This window comes from Cupriavidus sp. 05N39 (genome assembly GCF_056397325.1).
In genome coordinates this window covers 72,805-88,689 of the sequence record NZ_JBFTNE010000007.1, presented here as the reverse complement: position 1 = coordinate 88,689, position 15,885 = coordinate 72,805, and the positions used below count along the sequence as shown (strand labels likewise).

Genomic DNA, 15,885 nt, shown 5'->3' with positions numbered 1-15,885 from the left:
GCTTCGCGTCGAAAGGCGAGAGGCGAGAGGTGAAAGGCGACCCCTTGTCGCGTCAAGGCAAAGGCCTAGGTATTTTTGCTTAGTTGCACGAAGCAACTATTGCAACGAGAATCTGTTGTCGATATCGACTAATTCTCCGAAGCCTGCCATGCCATCCTCCGACCACCCCATCCTCGAATACCTGTCGTTCCGGCTCGATCGGCTGAGCGAGCTGAGCAAGGCGGCGGGTTCGCAGTTCTACGAAAACGAGTTCGGCGTCACGGTGCGGGACCTGCGCGTGCTTCGCCTGGTTGCGCTGGAGCCGGGGCTGACCCTGAGCCGGCTCATCGAACTCACCTTGCTCGAAAAGACACAGGTGTCGAAGCTGGTCAGCGCGCTGGTGCGGCAAGGGCTGCTGAGCCGGCAGATCGGCGAACTCGATGCCCGGCAGATCAATCTGTTCCTGAGCGCGGAGGGCGAGAGCATGGTGAAGCGAACCTACGAGCGCGGCAATACGCTGGAGAAGGCATTGCTGGCCACGCTGACCGAGGCGGAGCTCAAGACGTTCAATCGCTGCATCGACAAGCTGACCGATACGCTCGAGCACCGTGCGAGGGACGCCGGCCATGAAGGCGCGGCCAGGGTCAAGCCCAAGCGGGCCGCATAGATTCTTGGTTTCCCGTGCCGGGGTTGCGAATCCGGTGCTGGCTGATGCACTGATGCACCTTCACCGATGGATGACCCAATGACAATCAACGAGACAAACGAGACAACCGCCCTTAATGCGCTGAGCGCCACGACGCTGCTCGACCTCTATGCCCGCAAGGCGTTATCGCCAGTGGAGGTGACCCAGGCCGTGCTGTCGCAAATGGAAGCATGGGAGCCGCATATCCATGCGGCCTATGCCCTCGACACGCAGCGCGCGCTGGCGATGGCACGCGAGTCCGAGGCGCGCTGGCAGCGCGGCGCGCCGCAAGGGGCGCTGGACGGCGTGCCGGTGACGATCAAGGAGAACATCGCCACGCAAGGGGTGCCCGTCCCGCTGGGCTGCGCCGCGACCGAGCTGGTCCCGGCCGCGAAGGATGCGCCCCCGGCGGCGCGCTTGCGTGAAGCCGGGGCTGTGTTCCTCTGCAAGACCACGATGCCGGACCTCGGCATGCTTGGCGCGGCCATGTCCAGCTTTCACCCGCTGACGCGCAATCCATGGGACCTCAGCCGGAATACGGGCGGCTCCAGTTCGGGCGCGGGCGCGGCAGCGGCGGCCGGCTATGGTCCCCTGCATGTCGGCACGGACATCGGTGGCTCGGTGCGCGGGCCGGCCGGTTTCTGCGGCATCTTCGGGCTCAAGCCGAGCCTTGGCCGCATTCCGATCGATCCGCCTTATGCGGCGCGCGCCGCCGGTCCGATGACGCGCACCGTGGCGGATGCCGCGCTCATGATGCGCGTGCTGTCGCAGCCCGATGCGCGCGACCATATGAGCTTGCCCTACCAGGCTATCGAGTGGAACCGGCTGGATCGCAGCCTCAAGGGCCTGCGCATCGGCTTGTGGCTTGAGCTCGACTGCGGCATCCCGCTCGATCCGGATGTGCGCGAAGCGGTGGAGAGGGCGGCCAGGGCATTCGAAGCGGCCGGCGCGGTCGTCGAACCGATCCGGCCGTGGATCGAGCCGGGCATGCTCGAAGGTATCAGCCGCTTCTGGGCCATGCGCACACGCATGGACCTTTCCGCGCTGCCCGAAGCGCGGCGCGGAAAGGCGTCGCCAGCTATCCAGTGGGCGGTGCAAAAGAGCCAGGAGGTCAGCGCCGAGCAGCTATACAAGGCGCACGCCCAAGGCCTGGCGCTGCGCGCGGCGACCGTGGCCGCCACGCGCGATTTCGACTATGTGTTCTCGCCCGTTTTCCCGCAGCCTGCGTTTGGCGCGGAACAGACGCATGTGGAATACGAGGGCGTCGAGCCGATTCACCAGGCAAGCTTCACGATCGTCTACAACTTCTCCGAGCAGCCCGCGGCATCCGTCAATTGCGGGTACGCGGCGGAGGGCATGCCCATCGGCCTGCAGATTGCCGGACGGCGTTTCGACGATCTGGGCGTCCTGCAGATGGCCAGGGCCTGGGAGGAGATGCGTCCCGCGCAGCGGCCCTGGCCGCAACCGCCGCGGACGGCAGCCTGAGCGCGTCGGGCAGCGAGGACGTCGCCCGGTGAGGCGGCGTTCCGTCAGCTACCCAGCCGGGCTTCGATCTTTCCGGTCAGCCCGTCAACCCAGGAACGCAGCAGTTTGTCGGAGACCACCAGCGGCACCGATGCCGCCACGATCTGGTACACCTTGTTGCGTCGTACCTTGGAGACTTTTCCGGGGTCGAGCCAATCGTCGTTGTTGACGAGCAGCAGCAGGGTTTCCAGGCCGATGAGGACCGGCCACAGGCACGCCAGCCGCAACCGGATGGAGAACGCCGGGATGGCGAGCGTGTATTCAACCGCCTCCCGGAAGTGATCCAGCGTTTCGCGGATCAGCTCGAACAGCAGCGGTTGGGCGCGCAGGGCGTTGGCCGGCAGCAAGAGATCTTGCGGCGTCAATCCAAACCGGTCCAGCATCGTGGCTGGCAGATAGCAGCGGCCAATGCGCAGGTCCTTGCCGCAGTCACGCAGGACGTTCGTCAACTGCAGTGCCTTTCCGAAGCGCACGCCACGGTGCAGCATGGTCTCCGGGCTACCCTTGAGTGTTCCCGGCATGTGCGCATAGGTCATCTTGGTCCAGAATTCCCCCACGCATCCCGCAACCAGGTAGGTGTACCGGTCAAGCTCTTCCGGTTCGCGAAGCGCGACGATCTGCCCGGAGCATTCGTCGGGGAAGGTACGGAGATCAAACTCCATGCCCGTCGTCAGGGTCGTCACGATCTCGCGTACCGCCGCCCGGTCGGACTCGCTCAACTGGGACAATATCGACAGCGCGGGCCCCAGCGACTCGAGCAGGACCTTCTCGTCGGACTGCGTCTGCTGCCCCGCGACTTCCACCGCCATGCGTCGCAGGAACGTCCCGTCGTCCGCGGCGCCGTTGACCTGATCGCGCAGCGACAGGAGCAGATCCAGCCGTTGCCGCGGCGGAATGAGCGAAGTGTCGGCGATCGTGTCCGCGGCGCGGGCCAGCAGATACGCCAGGCCAACGGGATCGCGCATCCCGGCGGGCAGCACGCGCAGCGTCAGGTAGAAAGAACGTGAAACGCCTTTCAGTAGCGGGCCGAGGAGGAAGGCCCGGGTGGGGTTAGGCATGGATTGGGGTCAGGTCGGTATTGGACAGGTCAGGCGCTGCCGAATTGTATCCGGCAACGATGCCGCGGCGGTGATGCGTATCGAGTGGCCATCCAAGGCGGATCGGCGCTTTTTCTCATCGACTCTCTGCGCCGTCAATTGCCTCGGTGCGGAGATGGCAGTGAGGGGACACAGATCAGCCACGTTGCGGCGGTGCATTTGCGGCAGCCTGTGAAGTTTGCTTCCAGCTCGAAACCGTCATGCCAAAATGTTTCCTGAACCAGAAAGCGAAAGCGCTGGGACTCGAGAAGCCGAGCAGATCGGCGAGTTCGGCGAGGGAACGATCGCTGTCGAGGATCTGGCGGGCGGCGAGTTCAGACCGGACCGACTGGAGCAGCGACAAAAAGCCCGTGCCTTCCGCGGCGAGATGGCGATGCAAAGTCCGGCGATCCACGCCAAGGTGCTTTGCCACCTGGTCCGATGTACACCTGCCCCCGGGCAACATGGCAACCACGACCTGCCGTACGGTGTGCGTCGCACTTTCATCGGATCCAGACAGGGCCTGATCGAGAAAGCGACGGACATATGGCGTCATGCGGTAGTCATTGGCCGGCATGGGCGCGGCGAGGTCCTTTGCGGCACAGACGATGCCATTGAAACTTGCATTGAACTCAACCGCCGCGCCGAACAACGCTTTGTGACACGTGGCACCGTGCGGTTGACGATGCTCGAAACAGACGCTTCGGGGCCGCCAGGCTGGCCCCAATAGTTCCTGGATCGTGCGGTATAGCACGCCCACGGCCATTTCAATGGACTGCCGCACCGGGTGCTTGCCGGTGGCCAGGATCTCTTCGCGAATCAATACGGCGTCGCCGAAGTCTTCGATGCGAGTCAACAGCGACGCATTGATCAGGCGCATATAGCGACACAGGTTGTCCAGCGCCTGCCGGGCATTCGGCGCTTCGCGCATCACGAAACTGATCGGGCCCAGGTTGGCCAGCCGCCGGTCCATGGCCAGTTGCAAGCCGAAGTCTTCCACGCCTGCCATCAAAGCACTGTCCTCAAGCAGCTGGCGTACCGCCATGGTACTGACCGGCATATCGGGGTCGAGAAGGCTCCGGGGACTCAACCCCACCTTGCGCAGCATCGCCTCAGGGTTGAGTCCATGGTGGCGCGCCAGTTCCGTGTAGCCGGTAAGACTGGCGCTTCGGATCAAGGGCGTGTAACTGGGCATGGGGATGTCCCAATTTAGATATTGAATGTCCCAAATAATACATCACATTCGATCTTGCAGCGATAGTCTTCTGATGTGCATCTGATCCCCGATGCCCGGCGGGGCGGGGTCAATGGAGCGCAGCGTGGCTTCAGTCTTTACGCCGGACCTCATGCGCAAAAGCCAGCTGTTGACAGACCCGAGTCGCAGCATCACCTCAAATCGAATTCGATCATGACAACATCCACTGTGCTTATCGTCCCCGGCCTGCGTGACCAGGTTGCCGGGCATTGGCAGACATTGCTGGCCGAGCGACTGCCCAATGCCCGCACAGTGCCGCCAATGGGGCGCGAAAACCTGGACTGCTCTCGCCGTGTCGCGGCCATTGAGCAGGCGGTGGCAGACATTGGCGGTCCTGTACTGCTGGTCGCCCACAGCGGGGGCTGCATCATGCTTGCCCACTGGGCCCTGACAACCGCACACGCGGCACGCATCCAGGGCGCATTGCTGGCGTGTCCGCCTGACTTTGAGCGCCCCATGCCGGAAGGCTACCCGACATTGTCCGCGATCCACGCTAGTGGCTGGCTCCCGGTCCCACGCCAGCGGCTTCCGTTTCCCAGCCTGGTTGCTACCAGCCAGAACGATCCGCTGGGCGAACTGCCGAGGGTGATCGAACTCGCGCGGGCCTGGGGCAGTGACACGGTGGACCTGGGCGAGGTCGGTCATCTGAACCCGGCATCTGGCTATGGCCCCTGGCCGATGGCCACGCAGTTGATCGAGCGGCTTGACGCCGGGCGTCTCTCGAACAGCGCCGAGTCCACGTTGTACCGCTGACCAGGCAAGCATCAGCGGCAGCTCTCAACGCAAGAGCGGCCCGACCAGTGCTACGCGCCGCATGTAGCGGCCATGCTCACCGCGACCTCGAGTCCCGCAAGACCACGGGATCGTTCGTCCTGGTGATCTGAACAAGAAAACAAGGAGACAAGCCATGCATATCGAACCGTTGACATGCGCCATAGGTGCCGAGCTCGTAAACGTGAACCTGGCAGACGCCGTGCACGACGATGGCCTGTTCGCCGAGATCAGGGCCGCGCTGCTCAGGCACAAGGTGCTGTTCCTGCGCGACCAGGACATCACGCGCGATGAGCATGTGGGCTTCGCGCGCCGCTTCGGCGAACTCGAGGACCACCCCGTGGCCGGCAGCGACCCGGATCACCCGGGCCTGGTGCGCATCTACAAGTCGCCGGACGCCCCCAACGACCGCTACGAGAACGGCTGGCACTGCGACGCCACGTGGCGCGAGTCGCCGCCAATGGGCTGCGTGCTGCGCTGCGTGGAATGCCCGCCGGTGGGCGGAGACACCATGTGGGCCAATATGGCGCTGGCCTACGACAAGCTGCCCGAGCAGGTCAAGATCCAGATCGCTGGCCTGCGTGCGCGGCACAGCATCGAAGCCACGTTCGGTGCGGCCATGCCGATCGAGAAGCGCCTGGCACTCAAGGCCCAGTACCCGGATGCCGAACATCCCGTGGTGCGCACCCATCCCGAGACCGGCGAGAAGGTGCTGTTCGTCAACGGCTTCGCCACCCATTTCTCGAACTTCCACACGTCGGCCAACGTGCGCTACGGCCAGGACTTCACGCAAGGCGGATCGGCGCTGCTGCAGTACCTGATCGGCCAGGCCTTGATCCCCGAGTACCAGGTGCGCTGGCGCTGGAAGCCGAACAGCATCGCCATCTGGGACAACCGCTCGACGCAGCACTACGCCGTGATGGACTACCCGCCCTGCCATCGCAAGATGGAGCGCGCCGGCATCGTCGGCGACAAGGTGTTCTGACTCTCACTCCCGCCAACCCTATCGCCTTTCTTCCTTTCCCACCCAGGAGACACGCCATGAACTTTCTCGACGGACACCTGTTCCCCGAAAACCAGCAGCCGCTCATCATCACGGCAGCACCCTACGCGCCGTCCTATGTCCCTTCTGATTTTCCCGAGGACATCCCGGTGACGATGGAGRCGCAGATCCAGAAGGCGGTGGACTGCTACAACGCGGGCGCCACGGTGCTGCACCTGCACGTGCGCGAACTCGACGGCCGCGGCTCCAAGCGGCTGTCCAAATTCAACGAGCTGGTCGCCGGCGTGCGCAAGGCCGTGCCCGAGATGATCATCCAGGTGGGTGGTTCGATCTCCTTCGCGCCGGAGACCGATGGCGCCGCCGCCAAGTGGCTATCCGACGATACGCGCCACATGCTCGCCGATCTCGATCCCAAGCCCGACCAGGTCACGGTGACCGTGAACACCTCGCAGATGAATGTGCTGGAGCACTTCGATTACGAAGACCTGCGCGGCACGTCGATGGAAGATCCGGCCACCTTTCAGGCGTACAAGGAAATGACGGTGCCCTCGCAGCCTGGCTGGGTCGAGGAGCACATCCGCCGCCTGTCGGCCGCCGGCATCCAAAGCGCTTTCCAGTGCTACAACATCAACAGCTTCGAGTCGGTCGAGCGCCTGATGCGCAGGGGCATCTACAAAGGCCCGCTGGTCATGAACTGGGTGGCTATCAGCGGCGGCATGGACGCGCCCAACATCTACAACATGGCCAACATTGTGCGCGCCGTGCCCGATGGCGCCGTGCTGACGGTGGAAAGCTCCGTGCTCAACGTGCTGCCGATCAACATGATGGGCATCGCCATGGGCCTGCATGTGCGCTGCGGCATCGAGGACAACCTCTGGAACCAGCAGCGCACCAGGAAGTTCAGCACGGTCCAGCAGATCGAGCAACTGGTGCGCATTTCACGCGAGTTCGGCCGTCCGATCGCCACTGCGCAGCAGGCGCGCGAGATTTCCAAGATCGGCGTGTTCTACGACACCGTGGAGGAGTCCCTGGCGGCCAACGGCTTCGCGCCAAACCGCATCGGTCGCCAGCAGGGCCACCTGCGCAAGATCGCCTGAGCGTCGCCACGCCCTGGCCAACAACGACAACGACAACAACTACAACTACAACTACAACTACAACTACAACTACAACGAGGAGACAAGGATGAAGCAAGCAACCAGGTACCGCCAGCGCGCGACGCTTCTCGGGGTCGCCATCGCCCTGTGCGCGGCGCCTCTGGCGGCAAACGCATGGTCGCAAAAGCCGGTCAGGGTCGTGGTGCCGGCGCCCGCCGGCGGCACGATGGACGTCGTGGCGCGGGTGCTGTCCGAGGCCATCTCGACCGAGATCGGCCAACCGGTGATCGTCGACAACAAGCCGGGCGCCGGTGGCGCCATCGGTGTGCAGGGACTGAATCTCGCGCCACCGGATGGCCAGACGATCATGGTCATTGCAAGCAACATCCTGACCGAAATTCCGCTGGTGATGAAGACGGGTTTCGATCCGGTCAAGGACGTGAAGCCGGTGACGATGGTGGCCCGCTCCGCCATGGTCCTGGTGGCAACGCCGACGGTGCCGGCCAAGGACCTGAAAGGGTTGATCGGCTACCTCAAGACCGCCAAGGGTGGCCAGGGAAGCTATGCGTCCTACACCGCGGGAACCAGCTCGCACTACGCAGGCGCCATCTTCGCCAGCAAGTCCGGGCTGGACCTGCAGCACGTGCCCTTCCCGGGCTCGCCACCCGCGCTGCAGAACGTGATGGGCGGCCAGGTCGACATCATGTTCGACGGTGCCGTGACCTCGCTGCCCCTGATCAAGGCAGGCAAGCTCAAGGCCTTCGGTGTCGGGACCACGATGCGGCTGGCGCAACTGCCCGATGTGCCAACGATGGCGGAGCAGGGCTTCCCCGAGATCATCGATTTCTCGAACTGGGTGGGCGTCATCGTATCGTCCAAGGTGCCCGACGACATCGTGAACAGGATCAATGCCGTGGTCACCAAGGTAGCCTCGACGCCAAAAGTACGCGAGAAGCTGATGGGGCTCAGCTTCTCTCCGATGGTCAGCGAAAACCCCGAAGCGCTGGCCAGAATGACGCATGCCGAGTACGAGCGCAACGCGCAGATCGTCAAGGCGTACAACATCAAGTTCAACCAGTGAGCGATCGGGCTTGGCCATGCCCCGGCGCGTTGATGCATTCAGTGCCTGGCCTGGCCACGAACCCATCGCCTGACTGTCAGCGACCAACTGAGTCGGCCGCGTGGGACCCCTCGGAACATACACAGGAATACAAACATGTCAAAAGCCATTCGCTTCTATGAAACCGGCGGCCCGGAAGTGCTGAAGTTCGAGGACGTCGAGGTCGGCGAGCCCGGCCCCGGCGAGGCCCGCGTGCGCCACAGCTACATCGCGCTGAACTTCATCGATATCTATTTCCGCACCGGCCGCTACCCGCTGGCGCTGCCCAACGGGCTGGGCTCCGACGCGGTCGGTGTGGTCGAGGCCGTGGGTTCCGGCGTGACGGACATCCGCGTGGGTGACCGCGTCGGCTACCTGATCGGGCCGCAGGGCGCTTACTCCCAGGTGCGCGTGATGCCGGCGGCGGTGCTGATCCCGCTGCCCGATGGCATCTCCGACCGCACCGCCGCCACGCTGATGATGAAGGGCATGACGGCGCAATACCTGTTCCGTCAGGTCTACCCGCTCCAGGGTGGCGAGACCATCCTCTACCACGCGGCTGCGGGTGGCGTGGGGCTGATCGCATGCCAGTGGGCGCGGGCGATGGGCGTCACCATGATCGGAACCGTGAGTACCGACGAGAAAGCCGCGATCGCCAAGGCCAACGGCTGTGCGCACACCGTCGTGACCTCGCGCGAGAACATCGTGCAGCGCGTCAAGGAGATCACCGACGGCAAGGGTGTTCCGGTGGTCTATGACTCGGTGGGCAAGGACACGCTGGAAGCCTCACTGGACTGCCTGCAGCCGCGGGGCTCGCTGATCAGCAACGGCACCTCGTCGGGAGCCGTGATTGTCGACTCCCAGATGCTGGCCGCGAAGGGATCGATCTGGTTCACGCGGCCCGCCATGATGCACTATATCCAGCCGCGCGCACACATGCTGGACATGGCCAGGGAATTGTTCGACCACGTGCTGGCCGGCCGCATCGTGAGCGAACCCCAGCAGACCTTTGCCCTGGCCGATGCCGCCGACGCGCACCGGGCGCTCGAGTCCCGCAAGACAGTAGGGTCCACCGTCCTGGTGCCCTGACAGAGGCATTGTCACGTTGCCGAAGCGATCGCCCGAGATGGCGTGATGAAGACGATATCGCTTTGTCACCGCCATCTCGGCGCTTGCATGCGCAAACGCCGCAGATCGGATTGTCCCGATATTGACTCTTGAGGGAAGTCCGTGCGGACAGAATCTGCCTTGAACGGTCGCTCCTTTTAGCTCCCCAATCCAGGTCGATCGGAGCCGATCCTTGGCATTCGCCATTACGCCCGTCTATCTTGCGCGCTTCCAGGTTACCGTCGCGGAGCCGCCCCCGGACGCTTGCGCAGTCATGTATTGAAGATCGTCTCGGCTGAGCGCGACCACGGAGCGCTTCTGTTCGGTTGCGTCCCAGTTTGGAAAGGTCGATTTATCGATATTGAGAGTGAGGCTCTTGCCTTCCGGATTTAAGGCGTAGGTGCCGAAGAGGGCAACGCTCTTGCCGATTACCGCCTTGTTTTCCTCTAGCGAACCAGCAGCGCGATTACCGGAGGCAAATTTTGGCAGATCCGCCCCAATGATGGTTAGCATAAACCGGCCTTGGGCATCCAGAATCATCATCCCTTTCGCCCCTGGACCGAACTGATCGATCTTCTTTCCGTCCTTATCGAGAACTGATGAGACAAGCGTCCACGTTCCGACTATATCGTAGGCTTCTTGAGCAAACACGCCGGTCGCTGGGAGCGCAGCGCCCAGACATATCGCCACCATCGGAGAGTACTTCCCAAGGATGCTGTTCATTCGACTCCTCCAAGGTCAAAGGATGAATCGTTCCCGGCGCGTCCCCGGATGTCTGTCAGCTGGCGTACATTGGAACTGCGGTTCTCTGCCAAGCATAGGTGATGGCTCGCCTTGGCAGAAAGGTGGTTTTTGCATCGGCACAGCGCTAACTGCCGGCGAGCGGCGACTCCAGGGCGGCGCAAACGGTTAGGGATACTTGCCGTCCTGAAATCAGCTTTGGTACTCTTCGCCCCATTGCAGCTAATGGATCGGAACTTTCTCCCGTCACATTTCGAATTGAAGCAGGGTGGTCGCGGGCTAGCCGCTAACAAGAAGTTTTGAAGAAGGCCGGCGTCTGCTTGTGCGCCTAATGCCGACCTCATTTTGGGCGATGGCCGCCGCCTCACAGCGGAGGCCATCGGTGGCTAATGTTTGCGGCTGCTCGAATGCACCTTTCCGTGCCGGTCACCCGTGCGCATTTCGCTGCGGTCCTCAGCGCGCGATCGGCCCTTGTCCCGGTCACCCGCATTTGGGCCATTGCTATTGATCAGGCCACGGCTACTGATCTGACTGCCCGAGCGGCCACCGAAATCACCGCCGGCTCGAGCCGCCCCGCCCATGCCGCCGCCATGCTGCGCGTGAGCGGCTACCGAGGTCGCCGCCAGGATGGAAGTTGCGATCAGGGAAAACAAGCGGATCTTGTTCATGCGATTCTCCTACGTCCGAAGTTGCTCAGGAAAACGCCGCGTGCTCAGCAACGCCCTTTCTTTGCCTGCCCGGGTGGGCAGAAGCCGGGACCCGGCCCCGAGTCGACGACCACTCCGGCCGGGACAACAACGGCCGCGCCGGGTGTGTAGACGGCGCAGCCGGCCATGAGCGTGGCGGTCAGCACGGCTCCGAATAGGAATTTCATCTGTTGCTACTCTCTTATTGGGTTTGAGTGTCGGCGCGGCAGTGGCACCCGCACGTCAGAATGCGAAGTTCTGGGACACGCCTGTTGTGGTCACGGTGACTGGCTGAGTGATGACCGACCCGCTGGCACTCGTAGCCTGGATACTGTACTTGCCTGCCACAGTGCCATCCTGCGTGAGCAGGATCCCCCCAGCCGGCAGCGGGGTCTGGTATGTGCCAACCGCAGGTCCAGCCAGCGGCAATGCCGGCTGCGTCAGGAACAAGCTGTAGGCCCCCGAATCCGACGCCGCCGCGGTGGCGGCAATCTCGAAGGTACCGCCGCCAGTTTGCTGCAAGGCACGGACGGTTCCCGCCGCAGTGATGGGGGTGATCGTACCGGAGACTCTGCCAAACGTTGAGGCCGGCAGGTTGAGCGGTGCAGCAGCCGTCGCGACGACAGTGCTGCTGCGTGCCACGACCGGCACGCCTCGCACGATGCCGGTGCCGCGCCCGGTGGCCGAGGTCGGCACAACCACAACGTCCACATTGCCGGCGGTACTGCTCTGCTCGATCGGCGACAGCGTGAAATTGCCGCTGGCGTCAGCCACGGTCGCCTTGACCACGACGCCGTTGCGTTCAGCAAATACCTGGGCGCCTGGCGCGGAGGCCACCACACCGGCGACAGTGCCGCTCACCACCGTTGGTAAAGCGGTAACCACCGGCTTGAGCCCATAGGTTTTGTTGCCGCGTGTGACGATCGACTTGCAAGCATCGAAGTCCAGCACCAGATCGGTCAACGTATCAGGGGCCACGGTGAAGGGGCGGTTGATCTTGATGCCGGTCTGGACGGCGCTGGGTGTGTCGAGCGCTTGCTCGGCAGCGCCAGTGGGTACCACCGAATTGGCAAGCGCGCCGGCGCCATTGGCCACGAGCACCAGGCGGATCTGCTGGTAAGTGCCGGCCGGAAGCGGAGTCTGACCGAGAGTGGTGAGTACGCCATTTGTAAGCGATAGCAGATCAATTCGCCGTGCCGGGCTCACAGTGACGTCGACCCAGCCGGTGCCGTTGATGTCCGCGTTGGGATCTGTGTGGACCCGAACTTTGTCAACCGTGACAAAGACATGATCAAAGCCACAGGCGGGTGCATCGGTCATCGACACACTCAAGGTGCCTGCACTGTTGCTGGTGGTGCTGTTCGATGAGCCGTCGCCGCCCCCGCCGCAGGCGGCAAGAGCGAGTGCACTGCTCAATGCAAGCAGTCGCAATGGCGATGAGACGATTGTTGTCGCGTTCATGATATGTCCCCTCGTAAATCTCTTGGCGTGGCGAGCATAGTTTGGATCGCTCTGTCTCGTTGTAAAACTTTGTTAATGTCCGGCTGACGCGAGAACGAATTACAACAGGCGCCAGACAACGAAGCAATGCTATGTCTTAAACCAAATGCGCGTCCCAGAAATCGCCCTGCCAGGCACAGCCAGATTCGGCGCTTCATGGTCGCGATCGAATCGATCGAGCCGGTGAATAACCTTGATTACGATCCGGTCAGCCTGCGCCGGACGAAGACAATATGCTCGCGCAGTACGTAGAACTGGTCGGCGTAGGCGAGTGGCATCTTCATCTTGTTCACCGCCTCCTCGATCTGGTCGAGGCGCGCGGCCAGCTCCGTCTTCTCCTCGTCGGTGGGGTTCACCAGCGCGACGCGCTCGATTTCTATCAAGGCGCCGTACCAGCGATAGATGCGGGATTTGACGCGCCAGCTGTACAGCGACGGCACCAGCCGGAAGGCCGGAATCAGGATCACGATAATGGGCACCAGCACCACCAGGGCGCGGTCAAGCAGGCTCGCCAGCCAGAACGGGAGATGCCGGTAGAGGAAGCCCTTGCCCGATGCGTAGTAGCGGGTGGCATCGTCGCTCAGCGGGAACTCATGCGCGGTCGCGGAGGGAAACTGTCCGGCATTCTGCATCAGGCCGGCTTTGCCATGGACCTCGCGCGCGGCTTCGATCAGCAGGTCGGACAGCGCGGGGTGCAGGGTGTCGCGCGCCACCAGTTCCACCGTCGGGCTGATCAGACGGATGGGATGCGCCGGCAGGTTCTTGCCGAGGTCGAACACGCCGGTGGGCAGCACCAGCTTCTGCAGGTAAAGGAAGCGCCGGGTATACGCATCGGCCTGCGCGAAATCCAGCAGCCGGATTCCTGGCGTGCGGAACAGCTTGCGCATGGTCGGGCCCGTGGCGGAATCGCCGGTGAGCATGGCCACGTCGATCTCGCCGTCGACCAGCGCTTGCGCGGCGTCGTCGCCATCGTATGCGATGAGGCTGGCGCTGCCGCCAGGCTCGATGCCGTTTGCCTTGAGCAAGGCCAGGGCCAGCACGCGGGCGCCGCTGCCTTCGCGGCCGATGGCGATGCGCGACTTGCGGAAGTCGGACAGCTTGTGCATTTCCTTGCCACGGTACAGCACGGAGATCGGGGCATAGAACACGCCGCCCAGCGAAACCAGTCCATCCTTGTCCACCTCGCTGGAGATGCCGCTCTGCACCAGTGCCAGGTCGACTGCCTGCTTGCCGTCGGACAGCCGCCGCACATTGTCCAGCGAGCCCTCGGAGGCCAGCACATTCAAGGTGATGCCATTGCGCGCAAGGATCTTTGCATACTTCTCGGCCGCGTCATGGAAGGAACTGCCCTTGGGGCCTGCGCTGATGGAGATGGTATTCGGCGGCGCCGGCTGCACCAGCCAGACCGCCAGCCACAGCGCCGCCAGGCTGAATACAAGCGCGGGACCAAAGGACACGGCCAGGTCGCGCCAGGAAATCGCGACAAAACGGGCGCGCAAGYGGTGGATATCGGGGAGTGCAGTGGTTGTCTTGGGTCTTTCTGGCGTGGGGTCGGGCGTCATCGGCACGATTGCGGAAGGGTAGAGCCGCTGGATGATAGCACCCGCGCGAGGCCATATTTTTCCATGCGGGGTGGCGGGCGGCGGTGCTGCCGAGCGCGAAGTGCTGGTAACGCCCCTGCTGGGTTGTCTGCCGGTCACGTCCGGAACGTGATTCGGGCTGTCCGCTCCAGCCACTCTCCTGCATAGTGAATCCGCGTGTCAGGGCTGTGGGTTGGCCCCGCCGTCAGACCACCTCATTGCATCCATCCATTCCTCAGTGAGTAATCGCGCTCCCGGCTATCGCCCGTGCGATCGGGGGTGTACATCTGTCCGCGATCGCCGGCAGGCGCGACGCGCTGCAGACGGACAGGCCGTGGCGGCCGTTCCGGGGCATCAACAAGGGTGGCGGAACATAAATCAGGCAAGCAGTTGGTGCTGAGCAATCATCGCGCCGTCCAGGGCCGCGCGTCGCTACGCTACTGGACAAGGCGCGGAACCGGTCCGGACGGCACCGTGTTCCTAAACGCTGACACCGCCCAATTCACTGACCATGAGCCGCACGGAATCCCTGGTCCCCTTGGAGCAGCTTGCGACCAGCAGCATTTCTCCCTGCGCAAGCTGTGCGCGTTGCCGGGCGACCTTGCCTCGCTGGATGTGCCCGCCAAGCTTTCCCCCCAGCCACCACCCGGCCAGGGCGCCAAAGGCGCCGCCAGCCAGGCAGGCCAGCGCGCTGGCGAACGTACCGGCCGAGGTGCCAAAGTGCAAAGTGGCAAAGACTGCCAGCACGGCGCCGCATAAAGCGCCTGCTATTGCACACTCGTTGCGATACGTGGTTTGTCGGGTCTCGGCATTAGGCAAGCCCTGCATGGGCTGGCCGTCACGCTGGATGAACCAGGGCCCTCCGATATGCACGGGGGAAACGGGCAACTCTCGCATCCTCGATTGAATGCTTCTTGCGGCAGCGATGTCGCTGAGCCGGAAATACAGGATGCTACGCATGATGTCACCTCGCTATCGTTGCGTTGCTCGGGCCGGGAGCCGGGGGAAGAGAGCTGGCTGCGCATGATGGCGTTTGCCTTGGCTCCCCGAGGCCAGGCCCAGACTCCGGCCAGCCTTCGTTGAGCGCGCCGGCGCCGCGACGGAACCAGAATGACATCAATGTGCCGCAACGTCGGTACGGTGGCGGACACGAAAACAGGCGGCAAGCCGCCTGGCGTGCCCGGCGCGATGAGCCCGTTTTCGCCAGTCACGATGGCGCATGACGAAAAAAATGCCCTCGGCCCGAAGGCGAGGGCAAAAAGTGGTAACGCTTCAGCGCAGCTTGCTTTCGCCGCCGTCGCTGGTCGGCTGCTTGACCCTTTGTAATAGTTTGCAGCCGCGTCTACTGCCAGGCAGTTTTCTGCTCTTCGGTGATCTTTGCCACTCGCTCCGCGTTGCCCAGAATCATCAGGGTGCTGTCATCCATTAGCGACGACGGTTCTACGAGTTCGAGTACGGGGATATCCGGAAACAATATCCCGACAAGCTCCCTGAGGAGCTTGTGCGATTCGAGTGGCCCGAAGCGATAGACGGCTCTCCCGTCGATTTCCGCGAAATACCATCCACCGATCATGTCGGGATAGACGATCACACTGTGACCATTGCGTGGGGCTTGCATGAGCCCTCCAAAAAACGTTCGCCAATAAGTGGCTTAACTGCCACTACCTACCGTGCGTCTCAAGGGGGAGGCTTACGGTGACCGCGGTAGAACACGCACTGCACATCAGTCCTGTGGCCGTGTGATGTATGCTTCGCGGCGTGGTGATGATCGGTTGCCGGTCT

At 63.3% G+C, this 15,885-nt stretch carries 16 protein-coding genes; 8 read left to right on the top strand and 8 right to left on the bottom strand.

Annotated features, from left to right (window positions below; all coding sequences use genetic code 11):
• The first annotated feature begins 148 nt into the window (after positions 1 to 148).
• Both AC1DN0_RS05550 and AC1DN0_RS05545 read left to right on the top strand, forming a co-directional pair.
• A complete protein-coding gene (locus AC1DN0_RS05550; RefSeq protein WP_441626738.1) occupies positions 149 to 646 on the top strand; it encodes a MarR family winged helix-turn-helix transcriptional regulator in 498 nt (165 codons plus the stop codon).
• Between the two features lie 78 nt (positions 647 to 724).
• The gene (locus AC1DN0_RS05545) at positions 725 to 2,149 is read left to right on the top strand and encodes an amidase (RefSeq protein ID WP_441626736.1); all 1,425 of its coding nucleotides are present in this window, start codon (positions 725 to 727) and stop codon (positions 2,147 to 2,149) included.
• A 44-nt stretch (positions 2,150 to 2,193) separates the two neighbouring features.
• Here AC1DN0_RS05545 and AC1DN0_RS05540 read toward each other — a convergent pair whose 3' ends face one another.
• Both AC1DN0_RS05540 and AC1DN0_RS05535 read right to left on the bottom strand, forming a co-directional pair.
• Positions 2,194 to 3,246, bottom strand: a complete 1,053-nt coding sequence (locus AC1DN0_RS05540; protein WP_441626734.1) for a phytoene/squalene synthase family protein — start codon at positions 3,244 to 3,246, stop codon at positions 2,194 to 2,196.
• 175 nt (positions 3,247 to 3,421) lie between these two features.
• Positions 3,422 to 4,459, bottom strand: a complete 1,038-nt coding sequence (locus AC1DN0_RS05535) for an AraC family transcriptional regulator (protein WP_441626732.1) — start codon at positions 4,457 to 4,459, stop codon at positions 3,422 to 3,424.
• 213 nt (positions 4,460 to 4,672) lie between these two features.
• Here AC1DN0_RS05535 and AC1DN0_RS05530 point away from each other — a divergent pair, with 213 nt between their 5' ends.
• From AC1DN0_RS05530 to AC1DN0_RS05510, 5 genes are all read left to right on the top strand, one after another.
• Positions 4,673 to 5,272 (top strand): RBBP9/YdeN family alpha/beta hydrolase, encoded by a 600-nt coding sequence (locus tag AC1DN0_RS05530; RefSeq protein WP_441626730.1) that lies wholly within the window; start codon positions 4,673 to 4,675, stop codon positions 5,270 to 5,272.
• A 154-nt stretch (positions 5,273 to 5,426) separates the two neighbouring features.
• Positions 5,427 to 6,275 carry a TauD/TfdA dioxygenase family protein gene (locus AC1DN0_RS05525; protein ID WP_441626728.1) on the top strand — a complete coding sequence of 283 codons (849 nt, stop codon included), beginning with the start codon at positions 5,427 to 5,429 and terminating at the stop codon, positions 6,273 to 6,275.
• Positions 6,276 to 6,331: 56 nt separating this feature from the next.
• Entirely contained in the window at positions 6,332 to 7,390 is a 1,059-nt protein-coding gene (locus AC1DN0_RS05520; RefSeq protein ID WP_477145588.1) for a beta-keto acid cleavage family enzyme, read from the top strand.
• 88 nt (positions 7,391 to 7,478) lie between these two features.
• Positions 7,479 to 8,471 (top strand): Bug family tripartite tricarboxylate transporter substrate binding protein, encoded by a 993-nt coding sequence (locus AC1DN0_RS05515; protein ID WP_441626724.1) that lies wholly within the window; start codon positions 7,479 to 7,481, stop codon positions 8,469 to 8,471.
• A 135-nt stretch (positions 8,472 to 8,606) separates the two neighbouring features.
• Complete coding sequence (locus AC1DN0_RS05510; RefSeq protein ID WP_441626722.1) at positions 8,607 to 9,578, top strand: quinone oxidoreductase family protein; 972 nt, start codon at positions 8,607 to 8,609, stop codon at positions 9,576 to 9,578.
• Positions 9,579 to 9,812: 234 nt separating this feature from the next.
• Here AC1DN0_RS05510 and AC1DN0_RS05505 read toward each other — a convergent pair whose 3' ends face one another.
• The 5 genes from AC1DN0_RS05505 to AC1DN0_RS05485 all read right to left on the bottom strand — a co-directional run bounded on the left by AC1DN0_RS05505 (position 9,813) and on the right by AC1DN0_RS05485 (position 15,063).
• A complete protein-coding gene (locus AC1DN0_RS05505) occupies positions 9,813 to 10,319 on the bottom strand; it encodes a lipocalin-like domain-containing protein (RefSeq protein ID WP_441626721.1) in 507 nt (168 codons plus the stop codon).
• 404 nt (positions 10,320 to 10,723) lie between these two features.
• Entirely contained in the window at positions 10,724 to 11,005 is a 282-nt protein-coding gene (locus AC1DN0_RS05500; protein ID WP_441626720.1) for a hypothetical protein, read from the bottom strand.
• Positions 11,006 to 11,266: 261 nt separating this feature from the next.
• Entirely contained in the window at positions 11,267 to 12,484 is a 1,218-nt protein-coding gene (locus AC1DN0_RS05495) for a DUF4382 domain-containing protein (RefSeq protein WP_441626718.1), read from the bottom strand.
• 236 nt (positions 12,485 to 12,720) lie between these two features.
• Positions 12,721 to 14,085, bottom strand: a complete 1,365-nt coding sequence (locus AC1DN0_RS05490; protein ID WP_477145587.1) for a TAXI family TRAP transporter solute-binding subunit — start codon at positions 14,083 to 14,085, stop codon at positions 12,721 to 12,723.
• Between the two features lie 498 nt (positions 14,086 to 14,583).
• Entirely contained in the window at positions 14,584 to 15,063 is a 480-nt protein-coding gene (locus AC1DN0_RS05485) for a hypothetical protein (protein ID WP_441626714.1), read from the bottom strand.
• 150 nt (positions 15,064 to 15,213) lie between these two features.
• Between AC1DN0_RS05485 and AC1DN0_RS05480 the strand changes: the two genes are divergently transcribed.
• Entirely contained in the window at positions 15,214 to 15,429 is a 216-nt protein-coding gene (locus AC1DN0_RS05480) for a hypothetical protein (protein WP_441626712.1), read from the top strand.
• A 16-nt stretch (positions 15,430 to 15,445) separates the two neighbouring features.
• On the opposite strand, the gene AC1DN0_RS05475 is transcribed toward AC1DN0_RS05480, so the two are convergent.
• Entirely contained in the window at positions 15,446 to 15,721 is a 276-nt protein-coding gene (locus AC1DN0_RS05475; protein WP_441626710.1) for a hypothetical protein, read from the bottom strand.
• Positions 15,722 to 15,885 lie beyond the last annotated feature (164 nt).

Coding starts and splice junctions, on each gene's coding strand:
- AC1DN0_RS05485 (WP_441626714.1), bottom strand. CDS start 15,063: ATGCGTAGCATCCTGTATTTCCGGCTCAGCGACATCGCTGCCGCAAGA.
- AC1DN0_RS05540 (WP_441626734.1), bottom strand. CDS start 3,246: ATGCCTAACCCCACCCGGGCCTTCCTCCTCGGCCCGCTACTGAAAGGC.
- AC1DN0_RS05500 (WP_441626720.1), bottom strand. CDS start 11,005: ATGAACAAGATCCGCTTGTTTTCCCTGATCGCAACTTCCATCCTGGCG.
- AC1DN0_RS05550 (WP_441626738.1), top strand. CDS start 149: ATGCCATCCTCCGACCACCCCATCCTCGAATACCTGTCGTTCCGGCTC.
- AC1DN0_RS05530 (WP_441626730.1), top strand. CDS start 4,673: ATGACAACATCCACTGTGCTTATCGTCCCCGGCCTGCGTGACCAGGTT.
- AC1DN0_RS05505 (WP_441626721.1), bottom strand. CDS start 10,319: ATGAACAGCATCCTTGGGAAGTACTCTCCGATGGTGGCGATATGTCTG.
- AC1DN0_RS05495 (WP_441626718.1), bottom strand. CDS start 12,484: ATGAACGCGACAACAATCGTCTCATCGCCATTGCGACTGCTTGCATTG.
- AC1DN0_RS05525 (WP_441626728.1), top strand. CDS start 5,427: ATGCATATCGAACCGTTGACATGCGCCATAGGTGCCGAGCTCGTAAAC.
- AC1DN0_RS05475 (WP_441626710.1), bottom strand. CDS start 15,721: ATGCAAGCCCCACGCAATGGTCACAGTGTGATCGTCTATCCCGACATG.
- AC1DN0_RS05545 (WP_441626736.1), top strand. CDS start 725: ATGACAATCAACGAGACAAACGAGACAACCGCCCTTAATGCGCTGAGC.
- AC1DN0_RS05535 (WP_441626732.1), bottom strand. CDS start 4,459: ATGCCCAGTTACACGCCCTTGATCCGAAGCGCCAGTCTTACCGGCTAC.
- AC1DN0_RS05480 (WP_441626712.1), top strand. CDS start 15,214: ATGACATCAATGTGCCGCAACGTCGGTACGGTGGCGGACACGAAAACA.
- AC1DN0_RS05515 (WP_441626724.1), top strand. CDS start 7,479: ATGAAGCAAGCAACCAGGTACCGCCAGCGCGCGACGCTTCTCGGGGTC.
- AC1DN0_RS05510 (WP_441626722.1), top strand. CDS start 8,607: ATGTCAAAAGCCATTCGCTTCTATGAAACCGGCGGCCCGGAAGTGCTG.